Annotated in this window: 26 protein-coding genes, 1 rRNA gene and 1 other annotated feature; all 27 genes read left to right on the top strand. The window is 48.6% G+C overall.

Annotation, left to right across the window (positions count from 1 at the left end; all coding sequences use genetic code 11):
* Positions 1–76: ribosomal RNA gene (gene rrf, locus B1728_RS37515) — 5S ribosomal RNA — on the top strand; the annotation flags it as partial.
* Positions 77–291: 215 nt separating this feature from the next.
* Entirely contained in the window at positions 292–753 is a 462-nt protein-coding gene (locus B1728_RS34865) for a CtsR family transcriptional regulator (protein ID WP_079915013.1), read from the top strand.
* A gap of 12 nt (positions 754–765) precedes the next feature.
* On the top strand, positions 766–1,284 hold the full coding sequence (mcsA, locus tag B1728_RS34860) for a protein-arginine kinase activator protein McsA (protein ID WP_079915012.1): 519 nt from the start codon (positions 766–768) through the stop codon (positions 1,282–1,284).
* Between the two features lie 28 nt (positions 1,285–1,312).
* Positions 1,313–2,386, top strand: a complete 1,074-nt coding sequence (gene mcsB / locus B1728_RS34855; RefSeq protein ID WP_079915011.1) for a protein-arginine kinase McsB — start codon at positions 1,313–1,315, stop codon at positions 2,384–2,386.
* 58 nt (positions 2,387–2,444) lie between these two features.
* Positions 2,445–4,886, top strand: coding sequence for an ATP-dependent protease ATP-binding subunit ClpC (gene clpC, locus B1728_RS34850; RefSeq protein ID WP_079915010.1), 2,442 nt, complete (start codon positions 2,445–2,447; stop codon positions 4,884–4,886).
* Between the two features lie 153 nt (positions 4,887–5,039).
* Complete coding sequence (gene radA / locus B1728_RS34845) at positions 5,040–6,407, top strand: DNA repair protein RadA (RefSeq protein WP_079915009.1); 1,368 nt, start codon at positions 5,040–5,042, stop codon at positions 6,405–6,407.
* 241 nt (positions 6,408–6,648) lie between these two features.
* Positions 6,649–7,725, top strand: a complete 1,077-nt coding sequence (gene disA / locus B1728_RS34840) for a DNA integrity scanning diadenylate cyclase DisA (protein ID WP_079915008.1) — start codon at positions 6,649–6,651, stop codon at positions 7,723–7,725.
* Between the two features lie 74 nt (positions 7,726–7,799).
* The gene (gene pssA / locus B1728_RS34835) at positions 7,800–8,534 is read left to right on the top strand and encodes a CDP-diacylglycerol--serine O-phosphatidyltransferase (RefSeq protein ID WP_079915007.1); all 735 of its coding nucleotides are present in this window, start codon (positions 7,800–7,802) and stop codon (positions 8,532–8,534) included.
* Positions 8,535–8,686: 152 nt separating this feature from the next.
* Positions 8,687–9,781: a PIN/TRAM domain-containing protein gene (locus B1728_RS34830; protein WP_079915006.1), complete on the top strand. Its 1,095-nt coding sequence runs from the start codon at positions 8,687–8,689 to the stop codon at positions 9,779–9,781.
* Positions 9,782–9,833: 52 nt separating this feature from the next.
* Positions 9,834–10,538 (top strand): 2-C-methyl-D-erythritol 4-phosphate cytidylyltransferase, encoded by a 705-nt coding sequence (ispD, locus tag B1728_RS34825; protein ID WP_079915005.1) that lies wholly within the window; start codon positions 9,834–9,836, stop codon positions 10,536–10,538.
* Complete coding sequence (gene ispF / locus B1728_RS34820) at positions 10,535–11,020, top strand: 2-C-methyl-D-erythritol 2,4-cyclodiphosphate synthase (RefSeq protein ID WP_079915004.1); 486 nt, start codon at positions 10,535–10,537, stop codon at positions 11,018–11,020. The genes ispD and ispF overlap by 4 nt, the downstream gene beginning before the upstream one ends.
* A 52-nt stretch (positions 11,021–11,072) precedes the next feature.
* Positions 11,073–12,530 (top strand): glutamate--tRNA ligase, encoded by a 1,458-nt coding sequence (gene gltX, locus B1728_RS34815; protein ID WP_079915003.1) that lies wholly within the window; start codon positions 11,073–11,075, stop codon positions 12,528–12,530.
* Positions 12,531–12,909: 379 nt separating this feature from the next.
* Positions 12,910–13,572 (top strand): serine O-acetyltransferase, encoded by a 663-nt coding sequence (gene cysE, locus B1728_RS34810; RefSeq protein WP_079915002.1) that lies wholly within the window; start codon positions 12,910–12,912, stop codon positions 13,570–13,572.
* A complete protein-coding gene (gene cysS / locus B1728_RS34805; RefSeq protein ID WP_079915001.1) occupies positions 13,563–14,960 on the top strand; it encodes a cysteine--tRNA ligase in 1,398 nt (465 codons plus the stop codon). Before cysE ends, cysS begins: the two co-directional genes overlap by 10 nt.
* The gene (locus B1728_RS34800) at positions 14,957–15,394 is read left to right on the top strand and encodes a Mini-ribonuclease 3 (RefSeq protein ID WP_079915000.1); all 438 of its coding nucleotides are present in this window, start codon (positions 14,957–14,959) and stop codon (positions 15,392–15,394) included. The genes cysS and B1728_RS34800 overlap by 4 nt, the downstream gene beginning before the upstream one ends.
* 40 nt (positions 15,395–15,434) lie before the next feature.
* Positions 15,435–16,175 (top strand): 23S rRNA (guanosine(2251)-2'-O)-methyltransferase RlmB, encoded by a 741-nt coding sequence (gene rlmB / locus B1728_RS34795; RefSeq protein WP_079914999.1) that lies wholly within the window; start codon positions 15,435–15,437, stop codon positions 16,173–16,175.
* A 12-nt stretch (positions 16,176–16,187) separates the two neighbouring features.
* Entirely contained in the window at positions 16,188–16,706 is a 519-nt protein-coding gene (locus B1728_RS34790) for an NYN domain-containing protein (protein WP_079914998.1), read from the top strand.
* Between the two features lie 125 nt (positions 16,707–16,831).
* The gene (gene sigH, locus B1728_RS34785; protein WP_028552032.1) at positions 16,832–17,476 is read left to right on the top strand and encodes an RNA polymerase sporulation sigma factor SigH; all 645 of its coding nucleotides are present in this window, start codon (positions 16,832–16,834) and stop codon (positions 17,474–17,476) included.
* Positions 17,477–17,762: 286 nt separating this feature from the next.
* Entirely contained in the window at positions 17,763–17,912 is a 150-nt protein-coding gene (gene rpmG, locus B1728_RS34780; protein ID WP_079914997.1) for a 50S ribosomal protein L33, read from the top strand.
* A gap of 18 nt (positions 17,913–17,930) precedes the next feature.
* Positions 17,931–18,155, top strand: a complete 225-nt coding sequence (secE, locus tag B1728_RS34775; RefSeq protein WP_079914996.1) for a preprotein translocase subunit SecE — start codon at positions 17,931–17,933, stop codon at positions 18,153–18,155.
* Positions 18,156–18,170: 15 nt separating this feature from the next.
* Positions 18,171–18,704, top strand: coding sequence for a transcription termination/antitermination protein NusG (nusG, locus tag B1728_RS34770; RefSeq protein WP_079915016.1), 534 nt, complete (start codon positions 18,171–18,173; stop codon positions 18,702–18,704).
* 43 nt (positions 18,705–18,747) lie between these two features.
* Entirely contained in the window at positions 18,748–19,173 is a 426-nt protein-coding gene (rplK, locus tag B1728_RS34765; RefSeq protein ID WP_079914995.1) for a 50S ribosomal protein L11, read from the top strand.
* Positions 19,174–19,370: 197 nt separating this feature from the next.
* The gene (gene rplA, locus B1728_RS34760) at positions 19,371–20,063 is read left to right on the top strand and encodes a 50S ribosomal protein L1 (RefSeq protein WP_079914994.1); all 693 of its coding nucleotides are present in this window, start codon (positions 19,371–19,373) and stop codon (positions 20,061–20,063) included.
* A gap of 54 nt (positions 20,064–20,117) precedes the next feature.
* Positions 20,118–20,276 (top strand) — a sequence feature (ribosomal protein L10 leader region).
* A gap of 162 nt (positions 20,277–20,438) precedes the next feature.
* A complete protein-coding gene (gene rplJ / locus B1728_RS34755; protein WP_079914993.1) occupies positions 20,439–20,948 on the top strand; it encodes a 50S ribosomal protein L10 in 510 nt (169 codons plus the stop codon).
* A 54-nt stretch (positions 20,949–21,002) separates the two neighbouring features.
* Positions 21,003–21,368 (top strand): 50S ribosomal protein L7/L12, encoded by a 366-nt coding sequence (gene rplL / locus B1728_RS34750; RefSeq protein WP_079914992.1) that lies wholly within the window; start codon positions 21,003–21,005, stop codon positions 21,366–21,368.
* Between the two features lie 113 nt (positions 21,369–21,481).
* On the top strand, positions 21,482–22,078 hold the full coding sequence (locus tag B1728_RS34745; protein ID WP_079915015.1) for a class I SAM-dependent methyltransferase: 597 nt from the start codon (positions 21,482–21,484) through the stop codon (positions 22,076–22,078).
* A 327-nt stretch (positions 22,079–22,405) separates the two neighbouring features.
* On the top strand, positions 22,406–25,942 hold the full coding sequence (gene rpoB / locus B1728_RS34740; protein ID WP_079914991.1) for a DNA-directed RNA polymerase subunit beta: 3,537 nt from the start codon (positions 22,406–22,408) through the stop codon (positions 25,940–25,942).
* The last annotated feature ends 90 nt before the right edge of the window (positions 25,943–26,032 follow it).

Genomic DNA, 26,032 nt, shown 5'->3' with positions numbered 1-26,032 from the left:
GAACACGAACGTTAAGCCTTCCAGCGTCGATGGTACTTGGACCGAAGGGTCCTGGGAGAGTAGAACGTCGCCAAGCAAATCCAAAAGTCTTTCCGTATAATTCGGGAAGGCTTTTTTGCATTTACAGCATCTTTTGCATGAAACGACCTTGCCGCAGGGCATAAAAAAAAATGAAGAGTCAACAATAAATTGAGTGAGCTCCATAGTTGCAAATTTTCAGAAAACTGCTATAATGATATTAAAGTCAAAGAAAGTCAAAGTCAATTTACTTCTGGGAAGGAGGATGAATTGATGCGTAATGTCTCTGAAGTCATTGAACACTATTTGAAACAGATCATCCAGCAGAGCACTGACGGGATTGTGGAAATTCAGCGCAACGAGCTGGCGGATCAATTCGACTGTGTCCCTTCCCAAATCAACTACGTTATCAGTACACGGTTTACTTTGGAAAAAGGATACATCGTCGAAAGTAAACGCGGTGGCGGAGGCTATATCCGCATCCAGAAAATCGAGCTCAAGACCCATGGGCCGGTGCACGACCACATTTTCAAAACCATCGGAACCCACATCGATCAAACCGCTTCGGAAGGCTTACTGTATCAGCTAGAGGAGAACGGCTATCTCTCCCCTAGGGAAGCAGCGATTATGAGAGCCGCGATAGCGAGGGAAGTGCTGGTTTTGAAGTTGCCGCTGCGCGATGAGATCCGGGCAAAAATGTTAAAGGCTATGCTGATATCCTTGTTGAGCAAATAAGGAGGGACTTGTATGCTTTGTCAGGAATGTGGTAAAAAACAAGCTACATTGCATTTCACCAAAATCTTGAATGGTGAAAAGACCGAGTTCCATATTTGTGAATCATGTGCCCGTGAAAAGGGGGAGCTGATTCCAGGAACGCCGAACGGCTTTTCCATTCATAATCTTTTATCGGGACTTCTTGATTTTGAACCGTCCTCCCATAACTCTATGGCGGCCAAGGCGCCTCCAAGCCGATGTGAGCAATGCGGATTGACTTACTCGCAATTCAGCAAGCTGGGACGGTTTGGATGCAGCTCCTGCTATAAGTATTTTGGAGAAAAGCTTGATCCTTTGTTTAAACGAGTACATGGAAATATTCACCACACGGGAAAGGTTCCAAAACGTTCCGGTGGGTTAATTAAGCATAAGAGAGAAATCGAAACCTTAAAGAAAGAGCTGCTGGTGAAAATTGAGAAAGAAGAGTTCGAAGAAGCGGCTCATCTGCGTGACGTCATACGCGATCTGGAAAAAAAGGTAGCCGAAGGCTGAATTCCTTTTTGAGTAGGGAGGTGTACTTATGACAGCAAAACGATTTACAGAGCAGGCTCTAAGCGATTGGATGAAAGGTGACGGACCGGATTCGGACATTGTCATTAGCAGCAGAATCCGCATTGCAAGAAATTTGCAGTCTTACCCTTTCCCTATGCTGGCTACAAACCAGCAGTCCAAGGAAGTGCTGGATCAAGTATCGAAAGTTCTAAGCAATGAAGATCTTCATACCATCAGTCATTTTTCTCTGGTCCCGCTGGATGAATTGAACGAGCTGGAAAAGCGGGTGCTGGTTGAGAAGCATCTGATCAGCCCGGCTCTGGCCGACGAATCCCGTAACGGAGCCGTCATCCTGAGCGACAACGAATCGATCAGCATTATGGTGAATGAAGAGGACCATTTGCGAATACAATGCTTGTGCCCGGGTTTTCAAATCAAAGAGGCCTGGGATATGGCGAACCAGATTGACGATATTTTTGAGGTACAGCTGGACTACGCATTTGATGAGAAAAGAGGCTTTTTGACCAGCTGTCCGACAAATGTGGGGACGGGTATTCGGGCCTCCGTCATGATTCACTTGCCAGCACTGGTTCTGACCCAGCAGATTAACCGCATTTTATCGGCGATAACACAGGTGGGGCTTGCGGTTCGCGGTTTGTATGGCGAAGGCAGCGAGGCGCTGGGCAACCTGTTCCAAATTTCGAACCAAATTACGCTAGGGCAATCCGAGCAGGAGATCATAGACAACCTGCACGGAGTTGTAAGACAGCTTATCGAGCACGAACGGGCTGCCAGAGAGAAGCTCCAGTATGAAACGAAGGCGAAGCTTCTGGACCGTATCAGCCGCTCCTACGGGATTATGTCCTATGCGGCTATTATGGATTCCAAGGAAGCCGCTCAGCGCCTCTCTGACGTTCGATTGGGCATTGATTTGGGAATCATCAAGAATGTCCCCACGCAAGTCATGAATGAGCTTTTGGTCATGACCCAGCCGGGTTTTTTACAGCAATATGCAGGAGAAAAGCTTACTCCTGAAGAAAGAGACATAAGAAGAGCGCAGTTGATACGCGAGAAATTTTCGCAAGAGAAAGCTTCATGCTAATTAACGCACTCTTCCGGCGTGCTTTCGATCAATTTATTCTTTCATGGAGGTGTTACACATGATGTTTGGCAGATTTACGGAACGAGCGCAAAAGGTGTTGTCTTTGGCACAAGAAGAGGCCGTTCGTTTAGGTCATAATAATATCGGCACCGAGCATATTTTGCTGGGGCTGATTCGTGAAGGCGATGGTATCGCAGCCAAGGCGCTTATCGCTTTGGGGTTAGGACTTGAGAAGATTCAAGACGAGGTTGAGGCATTAATCGGCAGAGGGCAAGAACAGCCGACGAATATCGCTTATACGCCGCGCGCGAAAAAAGTGATTGAACTGTCGATGGATGAAGCCCGCAAGCTGGGTCACACCTATGTAGGAACCGAACATATTCTGTTGGGACTCATCCGTGAAGGAGAAGGCGTCGCAGCCCGCGTTCTGAATAATCTCGGGGTTAGCCTGAATAAGGCTCGCCAGCAAGTTCTTCAGCTGCTAGGCAGCAGCGAAGTGGTGTCTACGAACCATGGTAACACCGCTAACGCGAATACACCTACGCTGGACGGATTGGCTAGAGATTTGACGGCCTATGCCAAAGAAGGCAATCTGGACCCTGTGATTGGACGCAGTAAAGAAATCGAGCGCGTGATTCAAGTGCTTAGCCGCAGAACCAAGAACAATCCGGTCCTGATCGGGGAGCCGGGGGTTGGTAAGACGGCGATTGCCGAAGGGCTTGCGCAAAAAATTATTAATAACGAAATTCCTGAAACGTTAAGAGATAAACGGGTTATGACCCTGGATATGGGCTCGGTCGTTGCCGGTACGAAGTACCGCGGCGAATTCGAGGACCGTCTGAAAAAAATTATGGATGAGATTCGCCAAGCGGGTAACATCATCTTGTTCATCGACGAGCTTCATACATTGATTGGTGCAGGCGGAGCCGAGGGCGCAATCGATGCTTCCAACATTCTGAAGCCGGCGCTGGCTAGAGGCGAGCTGCAATGTATCGGTGCTACGACATTGGATGAGTACCGTAAGTATATCGAGAAAGACGCGGCGCTGGAGAGACGTTTCCAACCGATTACGGTGGATCAGCCATCTCCGGAAGAAGCGATTCAAATCTTGCACGGACTGCGTGATCGTTATGAAGCGCATCACCGTGTGAAAATTACCGATGAAGCGATCGAACAAGCAGTAAAACTATCCGACCGTTACATCACAGATCGATTCCTGCCGGATAAAGCGATCGACCTGATCGACGAGGCGAGCTCCAAAGTAAGGCTTCGCTCTTACACGGTACCGCCAGATCTGAAAAAGCTGGAAAGCAAGCTCGAGGATATCCGCAAGGAGAAGGACGCGGCGGTTCAAAGCCAAGAGTTCGAAAAAGCGGCTTCCCTGCGGGATACAGAGCAAAAGCTGCGTGAAGAGCTGGATTCGACCAAAAACGAATGGAAAGAAAAACAGGGACGTACCGATTCCGAAGTTACACCTGATGATATTGCTCAGGTTGTGGCAAGCTGGACCGGCATTCCGGTAGTGAAGCTGGCGGAAGAAGAAACCCAGCGTCTGCTGAAAATGGAATCCATCCTGCACGATCGCGTGATCGGGCAAGAGGAAGCCGTTAAAGCCGTCAGCCGGGCTATTCGCCGCGCTAGAGCCGGATTGAAAGATCCTAAGCGCCCGATGGGCTCCTTCATCTTCCTGGGACCTACAGGGGTTGGTAAAACTGAGCTGGCACGCGCTTTGGCCGAATCGTTGTTCGGTGACGAGAATGCCGTGATTCGGATCGATATGTCCGAGTATATGGAGAAGCATTCGACCTCCCGTCTCGTAGGGGCTCCTCCGGGATATGTAGGCTACGAAGAAGGCGGCCAGTTAACCGAAAAGGTTCGCCGCAAGCCGTACTCCGTCGTTCTGCTGGACGAAATTGAAAAAGCGCATCCGGAAGTATTCAACATCCTGCTGCAGGTGCTCGAGGACGGACGTCTGACCGATTCCAAAGGCCGCACAGTGGACTTCCGCAATACGCTGATCATTATGACCTCTAACGTCGGGGCCGACACCATCAAGAAAAATTCTTCACTTGGCTTTACAGCAATGCACGATGCCGGCAAGGATTACAACAATATGAAAGACAAAGTGATGGGCGAGCTGAAAAAGAGCTTCCGTCCGGAGTTCTTGAACCGGATTGACGAAATCATCGTGTTCCACTCCCTGGAGGAAAAACACATCGCCGAAATCGTAACCCTGATGGCCGAGGATCTTCGCAAGCGCCTGAAAGAGCAGGAAGTGGACTTTGTCTTGACGGATAACGCCAAGGCATTCTTGGCTAAAGAAGGCTTTGATCCGACTTACGGAGCAAGACCGCTGCGCAGAGCCATTCAGAAGCATATCGAGGATCGGCTGTCTGAAGAATTGCTTCGCGGACATATTTCCAAGGGTGATACGTTGACGATCGACGAGCAGGACGGGGAATTGACCGTGACTCGCAATCAAGGCGTTGCAACATCTTAATAAGCTTTTACGTTATACATCCTGTACCCTGACTCGGGTGCAGGATGTTTTTGCGTTTTATGGGGGATAAGGGTTTTCTTTACCCCCACAAAATGGTAAACTTTGATAAGATGCGATAGGCAACGGATGGAACATCAGCTAGGAGAATAATCAATGGCCAAACAAAAAACGAAATTTTGCTGCCAGGAGTGCGGCTATGAATCGCCGAAATGGCTGGGGAAATGCCCCGGCTGTCAAGCATGGAATACATTTGTGGAAGAAGTGGAAACCGTCACCAAAACGCAAGGCATCTCTTCTTCCTTACTGAAGTCGAAAGAAAAGCCTGTTTCGATCATAAATATTAAGAGCAGCGAAGAACAGCGTATCGTAACACGGAACAAAGAATTGAATCGGGTTCTTGGCGGAGGCCTGGTGCCGGGGTCGCTGCTGCTTGTCGGCGGAGACCCGGGGATAGGCAAATCTACGCTGCTGCTGCAAACCTCGCATGATTTGACCCTTAGTAATCAAAAGGTGCTGTACGTATCGGGTGAAGAATCGGTTAGGCAGACCAAGCTGAGGGCAGATCGGCTAAACGCAGCGTCCGAACAATTGTTCGTATTGTGCGAAACGAATCTGGAATTAATTGAAGCCGCGATTGAAGAGGTGCAGCCTGATTTTGTCGTTATCGACTCGATACAGACGGTATATCATCCTGCTATCGGCTCGGCCCCGGGAAGCGTTTCGCAGGTAAGGGAATGCACGGGTCATTTCATGCGAATTGCCAAGATCAAAGGCATTGCGACCGTTCTTGTCGGGCATGTGACCAAAGAGGGGGCCATCGCAGGCCCGAGAATGCTGGAGCATATGGTGGACTGCGTGCTTTATTTTGAAGGGGAGCGGCACCATTCCTATCGTTTGCTCCGCGCGGTGAAAAACCGCTTCGGTTCAACGAATGAAATCGGCATTTTCGAAATGCAGGAGAGCGGACTAGTTGAAGTCAACAACCCTTCGGAGCTGTTTTTGTCCGAGAGGCCGCTCGGAGTATCCGGCTCTACTGTTGTAGCCAGTATGGAGGGAACCCGGCCGGTGCTCGTTGAGCTGCAGGCGCTGGTCTCTTCGACTAATTTTCCTTCCCCGCGGAGAATGTCAACCGGGATCGACCACAATCGGCTGGCATTAATCATAGCCGTACTTGAGAAGCGGATGGGCATGTTTTTGCAAAATCAGGATGCTTACGTTAACGTGGCCGGAGGGGTAAAGCTCGATGAACCGGCTGTCGATCTCGCTATAGCGGTCAGCATAGCCTCCAGCTTAAGGGAACAGCCTACCCAGCCGTTCGATGTGGTATTCGGCGAGGTGGGGCTGACAGGTGAAGTAAGAGGCGTATCGCGGGTCGATCAGCGGGTGAAGGAAGCCGAGAAGCTTGGATTTAAGCGGGTCATCGTTCCGGAAAAAAGCCTGAAGGGCTGGACTCCTCCAACCGGGATAGAAGTCATAGGCGTCAATACGGTAGCCGAGGCGTTAAAGGCTGCATTGGGATAAAGTAGCATTTTGGAAACCGATCCATACGGAAAGCGTAAAGTGATACGGGGGACCCCGGGGAAACGTGAGCGTCCGCTGTCGGGATATATAATATGAATTTCCTGATAACAACAGCGGCCGATAGCTGCCACCTGGAGACCGGAGCTATTACAGCATTCATAGAAATCTGACTTTCCCTTCGGAAAGTCCAATAGAGCTTACGAAGTAGGTTTTCCTACGGAAAACCCTTAGGAGGGACAACATGAGCAAGGAAGAAACCAAAAGAGATATGAGCCAACTTCTGCAGATGGTAGCGCCAGGGACCGCTTTCCGGGAAGGGCTCGAGAACGTGCTCCGGGCAAAGACAGGCGCGTTGATCGTCGTCGGTTACAGTCCGGAAGTGATGGAAATCGTGGATGGAGGCTTCTCTATTAACTGTGACTTCTCGCCGAACTATTTGTACGAGCTTGCGAAAATGGACGGTGCGATCATTCTAAGCGAAGATTTGAAGCGTATTCTGTACGCCAATACACAGCTGATACCGAATTCCTCCATAACCTCTTCCGAAACGGGGATTAGACACAGAACGGCAGAGCGCGTGGCCAAACAAACCTCCAAGCTCGTGGTGTCCATCTCCCAGAGACGAAATGTAATTACGCTGTATCAGGGGAATTTGCGGTATGCGCTGAAAGACATGGGAGTCATCCTGACCAAGGCGAACCAGGCGATTCAGACGCTGGAGAAATACAAGTCGGTGCTTGACCAAGCTCTGACCAATTTGGGCGCATCCGAATTTGAAGAGCTGGTTACGCTGCATGATGTAACGAATGTGGTGCAGCGCATAGAGATGGTGCTGCGCATCAAATCCGAGATTAAGCGGTACATTAATGAGTTGGGAACCGAAGGCCGTCTTATTAGTATGCAGCTGGAAGAGCTTGTCGGTGCGACGGAGCATGAGGCGCTTCTTTTGATCAAAGACTACGTCAGAGAATTGAATGAGGATAAGGTTAAAGATGTCCACCACAGCCTAAGACGACTTGCTACGGATGAAATGCTGGATCATTCTCATATCGCCCGGATTCTGGGCTACCCTCATGCCAGCATCAGCGCTGAGGATACGGTATCGCCTAGGGGTTACCGTGTGCTGAACAAGATTCCGCGTCTCCCGTCGGTGATCATCCAAAATTTGGTGGAGAAGTTCGGCCAGCTGCCTCATTTGATGATGGCTACCATCGACGAACTGGATGAAGTCGACGGTATTGGGGAAGTCAGGGCACGTGCGATCAAAGAGGGTCTGAAACGAATTCAAGATCAAGTACTCATTGACAGACATATTTAACTTGCATACAATCAGAAAGTAGCCTAATATAATAAGTTATATTAGGGTACAGTATAACCAGAGGTGGACAAATAATGCTAACTAAATCTATTCCCAATCTTTTTACATTAGGGAACTTGTTTTTAGGATTTATATCAATCATTCTTGCTTTTAACAAGGAAGCGGAGTGGGCGGCGATTATGGTCATTATTGCCATGCTGTGTGACGGCTTGGACGGTCGCGTAGCAAGAGCGCTGAATGCCCAGAGCGAATTCGGTAAAGAGCTGGACTCTTTGTCGGATGTCATTTCGTTCGGTGTTGCTCCGGCTTTTATTATGTATGTAGTCGCTTTTACCGACATGCCTGCTGCGGCTGCCTGGATCGTAACAGCGATCTTCCCGATTTGCGGCGCGCTTCGCTTGGCTCGGTTTAATGTGGTAGCCGGTGTTCCGGGGTATTTTATCGGTCTTCCGATTCCGGCAGCCGGAGGCGTTCTTTGTACGCTGGCGTTGTTCCATACCGAACTGAACACGATTATTTTGGTGTTGAGCACCCTGTTGTTATCGTACTTAATGGTTAGTACTGTGAAATATCCTAACTTCAAAAAAGTCGGTATTCCGAAAAAAGCCATCTGGATTACACCGATAGTCGTCGCTATCGCCGTATTCGTAGCTTATAAATTTCCGGGCACCTTATCCAAAATGATCTTTGTACCGCTGCTGTTATATGCACTGTACGGCTTAAAAAAAAACGTTGAACGCCTCCTGCCGAAACGGAGAAGAAAGAACAACTCCAGAGACGAGGCCAATTCCGAAACCAGATCTATGTAAGAACAGCGAAAATGAAAAGCATTTATTTTCCTTGAGAAGGGAAAGTAAATGCTTTTTTTATTTTTTTCTTGAGCTGGAACGATTAGGCAGGAAACTTTTGGTTCATAATTGTAACGAGGTATTTTTAATTTCAACGTTTTGGAGGTGATTCTATGATGAAAAGATGGTTGCAATGTTTATTTGCAGTTATCGGGGGCGTGTTGGGATATGAGTGGAGTGATACCGTCGGACAACCATTTTTTAAAATCATAGAAACGGTATTCGGTTTGGAGCAGGTAAGCGGAGAAGCTTACTGGATGATGTTTGCCGGAGTAGCGCTTTTTTATTTGGTTAGTTCCTGGACAGTGAATTATGGGCTGCAAATGATGCAAGCTAGCGAAGAGAAAGTATCGGCAATGCCTATTGCGGACATAGTCGCAGGAACATTAGGGATGGTCCTTGGATTCTTGATGAGTGTGATGCTATTGACCCCATTCGAGCAAGCAGGACTATTCTCGCCGCTCCTTCAAGTCATTTTCACGGTAATGTTCGGGATTATTGGCTTTCGTCTTGGCTATGTGAAGAGAGAAGAGCTTATCGTGCTGCTCACCAAAAGCAGTTCAGGCAAAGAACGAGGCTCCAATGAAGGAAAGGGCTTCGAGGAGCATAAGATTCTCGATACCAGCGTGATTATCGACGGACGTATTGCGGATATTTGTAAGACGGGATTCATTGAAGGGACACTGGTCATTCCCGAGTTTGTGCTGGAAGAGCTGCAGCATATTGCGGATTCATCGGACTTGCTTAAGCGGAACAGAGGGCGACGGGGGCTCGATATTTTGAATAAAATTCAAAAGGAGCTCGAAGTGAAGGTGCTGATCTATGAAGGGGATTTTGAAGAAATCTCCGAGGTGGACAGCAAGCTGGTGAAGCTGGCTAAAGTGCTGCAGGGCAAAGTGATCACGAACGATTTCAATTTGAATAAAGTATGCGAGCTGCAAGGAGTCTCCGTACTGAATATTAATGATTTGGCTAATGCCGTCAAGCCGGTCGTGCTGCCGGGTGAAGAAATCCTGGTTCAGGTCATTAAGGACGGCAAGGAGCACGGGCAGGGCGTTGCTTATTTGGATGACGGAACGATGATCGTGGTTGAGGGAGGCCGTGATTTCATCGGAACGACGCTGGATGTTCTTGTTACGAGCGTGCTGCAGACATCTGCGGGAAGAATGATTTTTGCCAAACCGAAACTATTGGAAAAAGCGCTCTAAAACGTATATGATAGGAAGAGTGCATTGTAAAGATAAGTAGTAGGTGAAGGCTATGAATCAGCTGGGAGTCGTAATCGTAGCGGCAGGGAAAGGCTCGCGGATGCGGACCGAGGAAAGCAAGCAATATTTGGAATTGGACGGTAAACCGATCCTGGTACATACGCTGGCGCTGTTCCAACGAATTGCCCATGTCGATACGATCGTATTGGTCACAGGGGCAAACGATGTGGAACGCTGCAAGGCTTACGTGGAACAGTACGGGCTTCATAAAGTACGTCATATCATTGTCGGCGGCAAGGAACGGCAGGATTCGGTGTACCGGGGGCTGCAGGCGCTTAAAGGAAGCGTGGAATGGGTTATGGTCCATGACGGGGTACGCCCTTTTGCTGCAGAGGAGCACATCATGGCGTGCTGGCGTAAAGCCAAGGAGACCGAGGCCGCCGTGCTGGCCGTTCCAGTTAAAGATACCATTAAAGTAGTCGATCCGGAGGGAACGATCCAGTCCACCCCGGACCGGCGCAGCTTGTGGGCGATTCAGACCCCACAAGCTTTTCGTTTTTCCTTATTGCTTGAGGCCTATGAACGGGCTGAGAAGGACCAGTTTACAGGGACGGACGACGCTATGCTGGTAGAGAGGATCGGCACGCCGGTGCAGGTTGTGGAAGCGGATTATTATAATATTAAAATAACGACTCCCGAGGATCTTCCATGGGCGTCGTGGATCATACAAAATGTCAGGGGAGAGGACAAATCATGATTCGAGTGGGACAAGGATTTGACGTGCATCAATTAGTAGAAGGGCGAAAATGCATTATCGGGGGCGTAGAGATCCCGTATGAAAAAGGATTGCTGGGCCACTCTGACGCCGACGTGCTGCTGCATGCCATCAGCGACGCCATACTCGGCGCTCTCGGGCAGGGCGATATCGGCAAGCATTTTCCGGATACAGCGGCGGAATACAAGGATGCAGACAGCTACAAGCTGCTGCTGGACGTATGGAAGCTGGCGAAGGAAGCGGGATATAAGCTCGGAAATATCGACTCGACGATCATTGCCCAGAAGCCTAAGATGGCTCCGCACATTCCGGCTATGGTTCAAAGAATTGCGGAAGCGCTCGAGGCAGATCCTTCTCAAGTGAATGTCAAAGCGACGACGACGGAGCAGCTCGGCTTTACCGGACGGGGAGAAGGAATCGCCGCACAATCGGTTGTTTGTTTGATTCAAGGTGTGCTATCATAACTACTACCTATAGGGTTTAACGGTTTTTGCAGATAGGAGAGGAGCATCAGCAATGTCAGAACAATTTCGCGTAAGATATGCACCAAGCCCGACGGGCCATCTTCATATCGGTGGCGCGCGTACGGCTTTATTCAACTATTTGATCGCCCGTAAGAAGAACGGGCAGTTCATCATCCGGTTTGAGGATACGGACCAAACCCGTCACCTGGAATCGGGGATCGACAGCCAGCTGAACGGGTTGAAGTGGCTTGGCCTCGACTGGGACGAAAGCGTGGACGTAGGCGGTCCTTACGGCCCTTACCGTCAAACCGAGCGTCTGGACCTTTATCGTCCGTTTGTCGAGAAAATGCTGCAAAACGGTCATGCGTACCACTGCTATTGTTCCGAAGAGGATCTCGAGCAGGAGCGGGCGGAACAGGAGGCTCGAGGCGAGATGCCTCGTTATTCCGGCAAATGCCGTCACTTGACTCCGGAGCAGGTAGAGCAATTTAAAGCGGAAGGACGCAAGCCTTCCATCCGTTTCCGCGTGCCGGAAGACAAGATCATTGCGTTCGAGGATCTTATCCGCGACCATGTCGAGTTTGAATCCAACGGCATCGGTGACTTCATCATCGTGCGACCGGACGGCATTCCGACGTACAACTTCGCGGTTATTCTAGACGATCATTTGATGAGCATCACTCTCGTTATTCGCGGCGAGGAGCATTTGTCCAATACGCCGAGACAAATTATGATGTATGAGGCTCTGGATCTTCCTGTTCCTGATTTCGCCCACTTGGCGCTGATCTTGAATCAGGACCGCAAAAAAATGAGCAAGCGTGACGAATCTATCATCCAGTTCATTGAGCAATATAAGGAGCTGGGTTACTTGCCTGAAGCGGTATTGAACTTTATCACGCTGCTTGGCTGGTCGCCGAAGGGGGAAGAAGAAATCTTCACCAAGGAGGAGCTGATCGCTCAGTTCGATCTGGATCGTCTCTCCAAGAGCCCGGCTGTCTTTGATATGGACAAGCTGAACTGGATGAACAATCATTATTTGAAGAAAGCGGAGCCTTCACGCGTAGTAGAGCTGGCGCTTCCGCATCTGCAAAAAGCGGGACGCGTTCCGCAGGAGCTTACGGCCGAGCAGCAAGAATGGGTGAGCCGCCTTATCGGGCTTAACCAGGATAGAATGCAGTATGCCGCCGAAATCGTGAAGCTCTCCGACCTCTTTTTCCAAGAGGATGTAACCGTGGAGGACGAGGAGGCGAAGGCTGTTCTGGCGGAGGAATACGTTCCTGTCGTACTGGGAAGCTTCCTGAAGCAAGTAGAGGAAGCAGAGTCCTTCGCGGTGGAGAACATTCCCGGATTGCTTAAAGCAGTGCAGAAGGAAACCGGCTATAAGGGGAAACAGCTGTTCATGACGATCCGCGTCGCTCTGACGGGTCAAGTTCACGGGCCGGATTTGAACATGTCCTTGTACTTGCTCGGCAAGGATAAGGTCATTGCCCGACTGAAGAAGTTATTGTAAACCTTACGGTTTTTCGTTATACTAAGTAACATTAATAATTGATGATGGCGTTGAACAGGAGAGTACGATTGAGCAGGGATTTGCAGAGAGGGTGACCGGGCTTGCCGCGTAAAAGCGGGGCTTGTGCTGGAAGTTATCCATTCCCGTTAATCCGAATTGCACCTGGGAGCCGCACTGACGAGCTTTTTCCCCATGGGAAAACAGGGTAGTCATGCCGTCACGTTCACGTTACGAACGCCGAGATGGACGAGAAATGGGTCCGAAGCAGAGTGGAACCGCGCAATTTTTACGCCTCTGCAGCCTTTTACAGGCTGTAGGGGCTTTTTTCATTTCATGGGGTTGCTTGCATCTAGCTTGATGAGGAGAAAGGTGAGTCATCATGTTCAAGTCGATGAAAGAAGATATCGAAACGATTTTTGAGAACGACCCTGCTGCCCGCAGCTGGTTTGAAGTAGCTTTTACCTATTCCGGTCTGCATGCGCTCTGGGCGCATCGTGTGGCCCATTTTCTTTATAAGAGAAAATGGTTTACGACAGCAAGAATCATCTCCCAGTTCAGCCGCTTCATGACAGGGATTGAGATTCATCCGGGAGCTGTCATCGGCCGTCGGTTTTTCATAGACCACGGGATGGGTGTGATCATTGGGGAAACCTGCGAAATCGGCGATGATGTCGTTTTGTACCAAGGCGTCACGCTCGGGGGAACAGGGAAGGAGAAAGGGAAACGCCATCCGACGATCGGCAATAATGTTGTCATCGGCTCCGGCGCCAAGGTGCTTGGTTCCTTCACGGTCGGTGACAACTCCAACGTAGGCTCCAATGCGGTTGTACTTCGGGAGGTTCCTCCGAATTGTACGGTGGTAGGCAATCCGGGGCGGATTGTGAAGCGGGATGGCGTTCGTGTCGGAAGATTGGACCATAATAATCTGCCTGACCCGGTCGTTGATATGTTCCGTCAAATGCAAGAGCAAATCGATGATCTGAAGCAGCAAGTTCAAGAATTAAAGAACCAGAATGGAGGCGTTAACGAATCATGGCGCTAAAAATTTATAATACGCTGACTCGAGCGAAGGAGACGTTCCAGCCGCTAGAGCCGGGAAAGATCAAAATGTATGTGTGCGGCCCGACGGTTTACGACTATATCCACATCGGCAATGCCCGTCCTGTCATTTTCTTCGATGTGGTTAGACGTTACCTTGAGTTTATCGGCTATGACGTTACCTACGTTGTAAATTTTACCGATGTGGATGATAAGCTGATCAAGCGAGCGGCTCAAATGGAGCTCACCGTTCCGGAAGTAGCGGATATGTTCATCCAGAAGTTTTACGAGGATACGGAAGGGCTGGGCGTCCGGAAAGCGACCTTGAATCCGCGTGTAACGGAAAACATCGATGAAATCATCGCTTTTATCGACGGGCTGGTTGAAAAGGGCTATGCTTATGAGAATGGCGGAGACGTCTATTTCCGTACGACGAAATTCGATGAATACGGTAAGCTGTCTCACCAAAACCTGGAGGAGCTTCAGTTCGGCATTCGTGTTGAGGTGGACGATCGCAAGGAAAATCCGCAGGACTTCGTCTTGTGGAAGGCGGCGAAGCCGGGTGAAATTTCCTGGTCAAGCCCATGGGGTGAAGGAAGACCGGGCTGGCATATTGAATGCTCCACGATGGTGCATAAGTATCTGGGGAATACAATTGATATTCACGGCGGGGGCCAGGATCTCCAATTCCCGCATCATGAGTGCGAGATCGCTCAATCGGAGTGCTTTACCGGCCATACGATGGCCAATTACTGGATGCACAACGGATACATTAACATCAATAATGAAAAAATGTCCAAGTCACTCGGCAACGGCGTGAATGTGAATCAGCTGCTGAAGACGATCAGCCCGCAGGTCATCCGGTATTTCATGCTGTCCGCGCATTACCGCAATCCGCTTAACTTCAGCGATGAGACGATAGAGCAGGCCAAGAACGGATTGGCGCGTATCGACAATTGCATCGCCAACATTAAGCATCGACTTGCCAGCGCGGCAGAAGGAGTGGCGTCTGAAGAGGTGGCTCGATCCGTTGCAGAGGTTTTGAATCAATTCACGGCCAAAATGAACGACGATTTCAACACTCCGGATGCGATCACTTCCGTGTTCGAGCTGGTCAATATTGCGAATCCTTACGTTCAACTGGAGAACGTCACACAGGGAACGCTCAACCTGCTGCTGGAGCATTTTGAAAAGATGGATAGCATCCTGGGCATACTATCCAAAGCGGAAGAAGAGCTGCTGGATGAGGAGATTGAGCAGCTGATCGTGGAACGTACCGAGGCCAGAAAGTCCAAAAACTGGGCGCGTGCGGACGAGATTCGCAATTTGCTGACCGAGCGCGGCATCCTGTTGGAAGATACGGCACAGGGTATCCGTTGGCGGAGAAAATGATGAAAGATCCTATCCCTTTTGATTCCGATCTGTTCTGTTTTCCGCCGGCCAAAGACCCGCAACAATTAAACCCTCTCGTGCTTGCTTATATTGGCGATGCGGTCTATGAAATGTTCATTCGGCAGTATGTCATCTCAAAAGCGAATCATCGGCCTAACCACCTGCATAAGCAGGCTACCCAATATGTGTCGGCACGGGCGCAAGCCAAGGCTTTGCAGGTATGGCTGCCTTTGCTTACCGAAGAGGAAACGGATGTTGTGAAGCGGGGCCGCAATGCCAAATCCGGAACGTCTGCCAAAAACGCGGACATTCTGGAATATCGCCACAGTACCGCTTTTGAATGCTTGATCGGATACTTGTATTACACGAAACGATTGCAAAGACTGCATTATTTGCTCATGCTGTCCCTGGAACGCGATGAGGGCAAAGTATAGCAGGGCAAAAGCCGATCGTCAAAAGAAGGAGAGACAACGTATGGAGGAATTTATCGCTGGCAAGCATTCTGTGCTGGAGGCGCTTCGCTCCGGAAGAACCATCAACAAGATATGGATTGCCGAAAATGCGCAAAAACAGCTGACCCAGCCTATTATTGCGGAAGCGAAGCAAAACGGGGTCATCGTCCAGACTGCCGATAAGCGCAAGCTGGACCAAATGGTCAATGATGTGCAGCATCAGGGTGTCGTAGCACAAGTGGCCGCCTATGATTATGTGGAAGTGGAGGATATTCTGGCATACGCCCAAAGCCGCAGCGAGGAGCCTTTCATCCTGATTCTCGATGAGATCGAGGACCCCCACAATCTGGGCTCGATTCTACGTACAGCCGACTGTACCGGAGTGCATGGCGTGATTATACCGAAACGCAGATCCGTAGGCCTGACTGCCACGGTATCCAAAACCTCGGCCGGTGCAGTAGAATACGTGCGGGTGGCTAGGGTAACGAATCTGGCCCAGACGATAGAGCAGCTCAAGGAGCGGGGCATCTGGGTGGCCGGTACCGACGTCGCCGCGCAGCAGCCGCTGTACCAAACTAACCTGAACATGCCTCTCGCTCTGGTCATAGGAAACGAGAATAAAGGCATGGGCAGACTCATCAAGGAAAAATGCGACTTCCTGCTGAAGCTTCCGATGTTCGGGCACATCAATTCGCTGAATGCGTCGGTGGCGGCGTCCGTCTTTATGTACGAGGTTGTACGCCAACGTTTAACCGCGAAATAGACGGCTGGAAACATGATCCAGGAAATCCTCATTGTAGATGGATATAACATTATCGGTGCCTGGCCGGAGCTGCAAAAGCTAAAGGATATCAGCCTGGAGGAAGCGCGCGACCGGCTTATCGAGCTGTTGGCGGAATACCAGTCTTTTTCGGGAACCAGGGTGCTGCTTGTGTTTGACGCTTACTTCGTGCCGGGCCTCGGAGGTAAATATTTGCAAAGCAAGCTGTCTGTGTTTTATACCAAGGAAAAAGAGACGGCGGACGAGCTCATCGAGCGGCTCGTAACCGAACATATCGGGCGCCGCAAGCAAATTTATGTGGCGACCTCCGATATGACCGAGCAGCACGTGATCTTTGGCAAGGGAGCATTTCGTGTGCCGGCCGGAGAGCTTCTCAACAAGGTTAAGCAGTCCAAACGGGAAATTCAGCACAAGATACAGCATGAACCTACTGGAAAAAGAAACACATTTGACAGTAATTTGAAGGGCGACATGAAGGCTCTGTTCGAAAAATGGCGGAGAGGCCAGTCATAATCGGCTATTTCCGGTCTTTGGGTCTATGGAATTTGGTTGACGATGTTAGATTACATAATGTATACTTATCCTAGCTTTCATGGGAAATAAGGAATCGTAGTCTTGCCAGGCCGGAGGGATTGTCCGTGAGTGTCGACCTCAAAGAACTGAGAATGTACGAATATGACCTCAAGGCAGATGAAGACATTGTCGATGCGGTTCGCGACGGAGACAGCGACGCATTGGAGTACTTGATTAACAAGTACAAGAACTTCGTTCGAGCCAAAGCGCGCTCTTATTTTTTGATAGGAGCGGACAGGGAAGATATCGTACAGGAAGGTATGATAGGTTTATATAAATCGATCCGGGACTTTCGAGGGGATAAACTCGCCTCCTTTAAGGCTTTTGCGGAGTTATGTATCACCCGGCAGATCATCACGGCTATTAAGACCGCTACACGCCAGAAGCATATTCCTCTTAATTCTTACGTATCGCTGGACAAGCCCATTTATGATGAAGACTCTGACCGAACCTTGCTTGATGTGATCTGCGGTACCCGCGTGACGGATCCGGAAGAATTGATCATCAATCAAGAAGAGTTCAGCGGTCTGGAAGACAAGATGGGAGAGATTCTGAGCGATCTTGAACGCAGAGTGCTGATGCTTTATTTGGATGGCCGTTCCTATCAGGAAATAGCGGTAGATTTGGACCGTCATGTGAAGTCGATTGATAATGCTTTGCAGCGCGTTAAGAGAAAGTTGGAACGATATTTGGAAGTTAGAGACGCATAGAAGGCACCCCGTGGCATAGGCAGGGTGCTTTATTTTTTTTTATCCAGAAAGCTCTGGCCCGGTAATGATAGCATTCCTTTTCGATACAGGTTTACAGAATCGTCCCTTGGTCCATACTGGTACTTATAGGCGAAGGCGAATGGAGCGGTATAGTAGTAATAGGTTTCCCTTGACACCTAAATGGCGCTGTGCTAAAGTACATAGGTAGCCTTAAAACTGTAAGGCGTTTTTTTGCTGAACCTTTAAGGTTTAAAAAATTGAGGCTGGTCCGTAGGAGGTGTACATCATGCGGGTTATTATCACGTTAGCGTGCACGAACTGCAAGCAAAGAAACTATACGTCCAATAAAAATAAGCGCAACCATCCAGACCGCATGGAGTTGAAGAAGTTTTGCAAGTTTTGCAATGAACATACCGCTCATCGCGAAACTAGGTAGTTTCTTGGAGGTGTAGTTGTGTCCTTTTTGGCTAGAATGAGGCAAGGATTCGGCAACACGTTTTCTTTTTTTGTGGACAGCTGGTCCGAATTGAAAAAGGTGAAGTGGCCAAGTCGTAAGGAATTGACCAGCTACACGCTTGTCGTTCTGTTTACGGTTGTCTTCACGACCATTTACTTCTACGTACTTGATTTGGGCATTTCTGAGCTGCTTCGTCTTGTTTTTAATAAAACGGGAGCATAGGTGGCTAATATGGAAATGGAAAAAAGATGGTACGTCGTACATACCTATTCCGGGTATGAGAATAAGGTCAAGGCAAACTTGGAGAAGCGCGTTGAATCAATGGATATGAAGGACAAGATCTTTCGTGTTCTGGTTCCGATGGAAGAAGAGCTTGTGAATAAAGACGGCAAGAAGAAGACGGTTATGCGTAAGGTGTACCCGGGTTATGTTTTGGTCGAAATGATTCAAACCGATGACTCGTGGTATGTTGTGCGTAATACGCCGGGAGTAACCGGTTTTGTCGGTTCGACAGGATCGGGTTCGAAGCCTACGGCACTGCTTCCTGATGAAGTGGATGCTATTCTCAAGCATATGGGCATCGAAGAGCCGAAGCCGAAGATTGACTTCGAACTGAAAGAAACCGTTCGTGTGAAAGTGGGACCTTTTGCGAATTTTGTCGGGTCTGTAGAAGAAATTCTTATCGACAAGGCAAAGCTGAAGGTACATGTAAACATGTTCGGGCGGGAAACGCCTGTGGAGCTTGATTACCACCAGGTAGAAAAGCTCTAGGTCGTAGAGGTCCGCCACACTACGTACAAGGGGGTGTCACACAATGGCAAAAAAGGTTATCAAGATTGTTAAGCTTCAAGTTCCTGCTGGTAAAGCGAATCCGGCTCCGCCAATCGGTCCGGCTTTGGGTCAAGCAGGTGTTAACATCATGGCTTTTTGTAAAGAGTTCAACGCTCGTACTGCAGACCAAGCTGGTTTGATCATTCCGGTTGAAATCACAGTATTCGAGGACCGTTCCTTTACGTTTATTTGCAAAACTCCACCGGCTGCTGTATTGCTGCGTGTTGCTGCAAAAATCGAAAAAGGTTCCGGCGAGCCTAACAAAAAGAAAGTTGCTACAGTAAAACGTGCAACTGTCCGTGAAATCGCTGAACAAAAAATGCCCGATCTTAACGCTGCATCCGTTGAGGCTGCAATGCGCATGGTCGAAGGTACTGCTCGCAGTATGGGTGTTGTTATCGAGGACTAATTCCTGTTTCCAGGAAAAACGAGTGACAGCTGACATAGCTTTGGCTATGTAATGGTTGCACAACGAGTGACAACCAACATGGCTTCGCCTATGTAATGGTTGCACTATCAGTGACAATCGACATGATTTATCTCATGTAACGATTGCACTATCAGTGGGAGGATATTCCGCTAATACCACAGAGGAGGACAAACAAAGTGCCTAAACACGGTAAAAAGTATTTAGAAGCTGCTAAGCTTATTGATGCTGATGCGGTTTTCGAACCGTTGGAAGCTATTGAGCTTGTAAAAAAAGCGGCAACTGCTAAGTTTGACGAAACCGTTGAAGTAGCAGTACGTTTGGGTGTAGACCCGCGTAAACAAGACCAAGCTGTTCGTGGCGTAGTTGTATTGCCGCACGGTACTGGTAAAACGAAACGTGTTCTTGTATTTGCTAAAGGCGAAAAAGCAAAAGAAGCGGAAGCTGCTGGCGCTGACTTCGTTGGCGATCAAGACATGATTAACAAGATCCAACAAGGTTGGTTCGACTTTGATGTGTGCGTAGCGACCCCTGACATGATGAGTGAAGTGGGTAAGCTGGGACGTATCTTGGGTGGTAAAGGTTTGATGCCTAACCCTAAAGCCGGTACAGTTACGTTTGACGTAGCTAAAGCGGTTCAGGAGATCAAGGCTGGTAAAATCGAATACCGCTTGGATAAAGCTGGTCAAATCCATGCTCCTATCGGTAAAGTATCCTTCGATGCTGAGAAGCTGGCTGACAACTTCCGTGCATTGGTTGATGCTTTGAACAGAGCGAAGCCTGCGGCTGCTAAAGGTGTATACCTGAAAAACATCGCTGTTTCCTCGACTATGGGACCTAGCGCGCGTGTAAACGTACAAACCTTTAGATAAGGATAAGCTTGGCAGTTGACTTTTTAAGTCGCACATGCTAACCTATCTAAGTTGATAATCGAATATGACTTACCGTAGACAGCAGGTGCTGGTGAACAGCTTAATTTCCTGCCGAGGTGTTATGATATAGAATCGGTTTTCTTTGCTTCAACACAAAGAAACGTGAATCATCATGCCTTCGCATTGTCTGCGAAGGCATTTTTGCTTTAAGTGGAACCCTTCGCAGACATGACCGATAGAACGTATGGAACGGTAACTAGCGGAATGTTTACGAGTTAAGTTGATACGGTAACTGACGAGTCCGTTTTCTTCTTTGAAAACTTACTTTTTGATGACGGAGACCGTTTTCTCACGAAAACTTTAGGAGGTGCAAAAATGGCAAACGCGAAAATTCTTGAGCAAAAATCTCAGCAGGTTGCGGAAGTAACCGAGAAGCTGAAAGGCAGCTCTTGCACGATCGTTGCTGACTACCGCGGTTTGAACGTGGCTCAAGTTACTGAGCTTCGTAAGCAGCTGCGCGAAGCAGGCATTGAATTCCAAGTATTGAAAAACACTTTGGCTAGACGTGCTACCGCGAGTGCTGAACTGAGCGAGTTGAATGAGTACCTTACAGGTCCTACAGCCATCGCTTTCAGTAAAGACGATATCGTTGCTCCTGCAAAAATCTTGACGGCTTTTGCAAAGAAATACGAGCATCTGAACGTTAAAGCAGGTGTAGTAGAAGGTAAAGTTGTTGATGTAAACCAAATCAAGGCACTGGCCGAGCTTCCTTCCAGAGAAGGCTTGCTGTCCATGTTGCTCAGCGTGCTCCAAGCTCCTGTTCGCAACTTCGCCCTTGCGGTTAAAGCTGTGGCAGAAAAAGACGGCGGCGCGCAAGAAGCTTAAGCTTCTTTCAAGTTTAATCTCGTAAAACAATAAATTATTGGAGGTATATATACCATGAGTAAAGAGCAAATCTTGGAAGCCATTAAAGGCATGACAGTTTTGGAATTGAACGATCTTGTTAAAGCAATCGAAGAAGAATTCGGCGTAACTGCTGCAGCTCCAGTAGCTGTTGTAGCTGGCGGCGGCGCTGCTGCTGAAGCTGCTGAGCAAACAGAATTCGATGTAATTCTGGCTAACGCTGGCGCTTCCAAAATCAACGTCATCAAAGTTGTTCGTGAGATCACTGGTCTTGGTTTGAAAGAAGCTAAAGACTTGGTTGACGGCGCTCCAAAACCAATCAAAGAAAAAGTGGGCAAAGAAGAAGCTGATGCTATCAAAGCTAAACTTGAAGAAGCTGGCGCATCTGTAGAAGTAAAATAGTTTCTGTTTCCATTAAACCCCTTGGAGCTTGTTACTTCAGGGGGTTTTCTCTATCTTCATCGGGGTGGCCACAGCACGGACGATAGATAAGAACGTCTAGGGAGGTGAGGGAAATCAACGACCATTATTATTCACAAAAGCCGACTGCGGCACATGACGTACATACAGTGGAAGAGACACTGAGAGGACGCAAGTTTACCTTTAGTACCGATGCCGGAGTCTTTTCCAAAAAGGGGGTCGATTATGGGTCCAAGGTGTTAATAGCTGCAATGCAGCTGCCTGAAGATGCTCAGGTGCTTGACGTGGGCTGCGGATACGGACCGATCGGGCTTGCCGCTGCGATGTGTGTGCCTCGAGGGAAGGTAACTCTTGTAGATATTAACGAAAGAGCAGTAGAACTGGCTCGTTCCAACGCCCAGCGCAACCACATCACCAATGTGGAAATTTTGCAAAGCGATAAGCTGGCAGAAGTGCTCGACCGCAAATATGATGTTGTTCTGACGAACCCTCCTATTCGGGCGGGGAAAGAGACGGTACATCAAATTTTTGAGCAGGCCTATGAGGTTCTGAATCCTGGCGGTGCACTGTGGGTCGTCATTCAAAAGAAGCAGGGAGCCCCTTCAGCCTTCGCCAAGCTGGAGAGTCTATTTTCGAAAGTAGCGGAAGTGGACAAGGATAAGGGCTATCGGATCTATAAAGCGGTGAAATAAGTGGGCTGTATGACAATTATGTTGACTTGACATTTTGTATGTGGTATTATTATAAAATGTCAGCATTAAGATTGGGTTATATGTCTTTAGTATGCTAAAATGTCAAGACATTTTTTCGTACCCGGGTGAATAAAGTTTAAGCATTCGACGTATAATGTTTAAATTTTAGGTAAAACCTACAAGGTATGGAGAAAATTATGGTAACATGAAAGTTGATGCATTTAGAAGCTTCCAAAAGAAGTATCACTTCAACAGTATTTACTCGAGAAGGCTTCAGGAGAGGCTTTTATTTTGTTCTATTGAGTAGACATGAGGGGTGAATCAAAGTTGGCGGGTCATCTTGTTCAATTAGGTCGACGCAAACGCAGGTCATACGCTCGGATTCATGAAGTTCTGGACGTTCCAAACTTGATTGAAATCCAACAAAAATCATACGAGTGGTTTTTGGAAGAAGGATTGCGTGAAATGTTTCAGGATATTTCCCCGATACAGGATTTTACGGGGAATTTGGTATTGGAGTTTATCGATTACAGCTTAGGAGAGCCTAAGTATTCGGTTGACGAGTCCAAAGAACGTGATGTTACTTACGCAGCTCCGCTTCGTGTGAAAGTGCGCTTGATCAATAAGGAAACTGGTGAAGTCAAAGAACAAGAAGTATTTATGGGAGATTTCCCTTTGATGACGGAAACAGGGACTTTTATTATCAATGGTGCCGAACGGGTTATCGTCAGTCAGCTGGTTCGTTCTCCTAGCGTCTATTTTAGCACGAAAGTGGACAAAAACGGCAAGAAAACATATACGGCTACCGTTATTCCTAACCGCGGCGCATGGCTGGAGTTAGAGACGGATGCCAAAGATATCATTTATGTTCGTATTGACCGTACTAGGAAGATTCCGGTTACTGTTCTGCTGAGAGCTCTTGGCTTTGGTACGGACGCGGAAATCTTGGACCTGCTCGGTGACGATGAGTATATCCGGAATACGCTGGATAAGGATAATACCGATTCTACAGATAAAGCGTTAATTGAAATCTATGAACGTCTGCGTCCGGGCGAGCCGCCTACGCTGGATAATGCGAGAAGCTTGCTGGTAGCTCGTTTCTTCGATCCGAAGCGCTACGATTTGGCTAATGTCGGTCGCTATAAAATCAATAAAAAGCTTCACATCAAGAATAGATTGTTCAATCAGAGATTGGCTGAAACCTTGGTGGATTCCGAAACCGGTGAAATCATTGCAGAAGCAGGTCAATTGCTGGACCGTCGTCTTCTTGACGAGATTCTCCCTTATCTGGAGAATAACGTTGGATTCAAAGAGTATACGGCAGTTAACGGTGTAACGGAGATGGAGCGTATTCCTTTCCAATGCATCAATGTGTACTCTCCTATCGAAGACGGCAAGATCGTAAAAGTCATTGCCAACGGCAAGATCGATAAGTCGGTCAAAAACATTACGCCTGCAGATATCATTTCATCCATTAACTACTTCATCAATCTTCTGCATGGCATTGGCAGCACCGATGACATCGACCACCTGGGCAACAGACGTTTGCGTTCCGTCGGCGAATTGCTGCAAAACCAATTCCGTATCGGTTTGTCCCGTATGGAGCGTGTAGTTCGTGAGCGTATGTCCATTCAAGACGCTAACGTGATTACGCCGCAGGCTCTGATCAACATCAGACCGGTTATCGCTTCGATTAAAGAGTTTTTCGGAAGCTCCCAGCTGTCTCAGTTTATGGACCAAACGAACCCGTTGGCTGAGCTGACGCACAAGCGTCGTTTGTCCGCATTGGGTCCCGGCGGTTTGACGAGAGAGCGCGCTGGCTTTGAAGTCCGTGACGTTCACCACTCTCACTATGGCCGTATGTGTCCTATCGAGACTCCAGAGGGTCCAAACATCGGGTTGATCAACTCCTTGTCCACTTTTGCGAGAATCAATGAGTATGGCTTCATCGAAGCTCCATACCGTTGGGTAGATCCGAAGACGGGAGTCGTCACGGAGCAAATCGCTTATTTGACGGCGGACGAGGAAGATAACTACGTTGTTGCCCAGGCGAATGCCGAGCTTACCGAAGAAGGTCTGTTTGCGAATGATTCTGTAATCGTTCGTTACAAGGATGATATTTTGACGCTGCCTAAAGCACGCGTTGACTATATGGACGTTTCTCCGAAACAGGTTGTGTCTGTCGCTACGGCTCTGATTCCGTTTCTGGAAAACGACGACTCCAACCGCGCCCTCATGGGTTCGAACATGCAGCGGCAAGCAGTGCCTTTGCTTATCCCTAAAGCGCCTCTCGTAGGTACGGGAATGGAGCATAAAGCGGCAAAGGATTCCGGCGTATGTATCGTATCCAAAGTAGACGGTGTTGTTGAGCGTGTAACGGCTAACGAGATTTGGGTCCGCCGTCAGCAGATGGTAGATGGCAAGCTCGTAAACGGAGATTTGATCAAGCATAAGCTTCATAAGTTTATGCGTTCCAACCAAGGTACTTGCATCAACCAGCGTCCGATTTGCCATAAAGGCGAGAAGGTTCGTGTCGGAGATATTTTGGCTGACGGACCATCTACGGAAATGGGCGAATTGGCATTGGGCCGCAACGTGGTCGTAGCGTTCATGACTTGGGAAGGCTACAACTACGAGGATGCTATCTTGCTTAGCCAAAAGCTAGTTAAAGAGGATGTGTACACATCCATTCATATTGAGGAATACGAATCCGAAGCGAGAGATACGAAGCTTGGACCGGAGGAAATTACGCGCGATATTCCAAACGTAGGTGAGGATGCGCTGAAGAATCTGGATGAGCGCGGTATTATTCGTGTCGGTGCCGAAATCGGCGCAGGTGATATTCTTGTTGGTAAAGTAACACCTAAAGGGGTTACGGAACTAACGGCGGAAGAGCGCTTGCTGCATGCAATTTTCGGTGAAAAAGCCCGTGAAGTTCGTGATACGTCCCTTCGCGTGCCGCACGGAACCGACGGTATCGTCGTTGACGTGAAAGTATTTACCCGTGAGAACGGCGATGAATTGCCTCCGGGCGTAAATCAGCTGGTTCGTGTCTATATCGCTCAAAAGCGGAAAATCTCCGAAGGCGATAAAATGGCCGGACGTCACGGTAACAAAGGGGTTATCGCGCGCATTCTGCCGGAAGAGGACATGCCGTTCTTGCCGGACGGAACTCCTGTTCAAGTCGTCTTGAACCCTCTGGGCGTTCCTTCGCGGATGAACATCGGTCAGGCGTTCGAGGTTCACTTGGGTATGGCTGCCAACTTGCTTGGTATTCATACAGCTACACCGGTATTCGACGGTGCTCGTGAATATGACGTATTCGATACGATGGAAGAAGCAGGTATGAACCGCAGCGGTAAAACAAAACTGTATGATGGTCGTACGGGTGAAGAATTCGAACGCGAAGTTACCGTTGGGATCATGTACATGATTAAACTGGCGCACATGGTTGACGACAAAATCCATGCCCGTTCCACTGGTCCTTACTCTCTTGTTACGCAGCAGCCATTGGGAGGTAAAGCTCAATTCGGCGGACAGCGTTTCGGGGAGATGGAGGTTTGGGCGTTGGAAGCTTATGGTGCCGCTTATACACTGCAAGAAATTTTGACCGTGAAATCCGATGACGTTGTCGGTCGTGTCAAAACATATGAATCGATTGTAAAAGGTGAAAACGTTCCTGAGCCTGGTGTTCCGGAATCCTTTAAAGTATTGATCAAAGAGCTTCAGAGCTTGGGTATGGACGTTAAGATCCTCTCTGGAGACGAGCAAGAAATCGAAATGAAGGAAATGGACGACGAAGACGAGGTAACTAGCGATAAGCTGAACCTTAATCTCGAAGGCGCGGAGTTAGGTGTAGAATAACGCAATGTTCGTGAGACCGTCAGGCTCTACAGAGGCAGCCTTAATAAGGCTTATGCTTACAATGCAGTTTTGTTCCACAAAACTTTAAGG

The sequence above is a fragment of the Paenibacillus sp. 32352 genome (assembly GCF_002042965.1).
GTDB classification, from domain to species: domain Bacteria; phylum Bacillota; class Bacilli; order Paenibacillales; family NBRC-103111; genus Paenibacillus_S; species Paenibacillus_S vulneris.
Note: the sequence above shows the minus strand (reverse complement) of the source record. Positions and strands in the feature narration are given on the sequence as shown.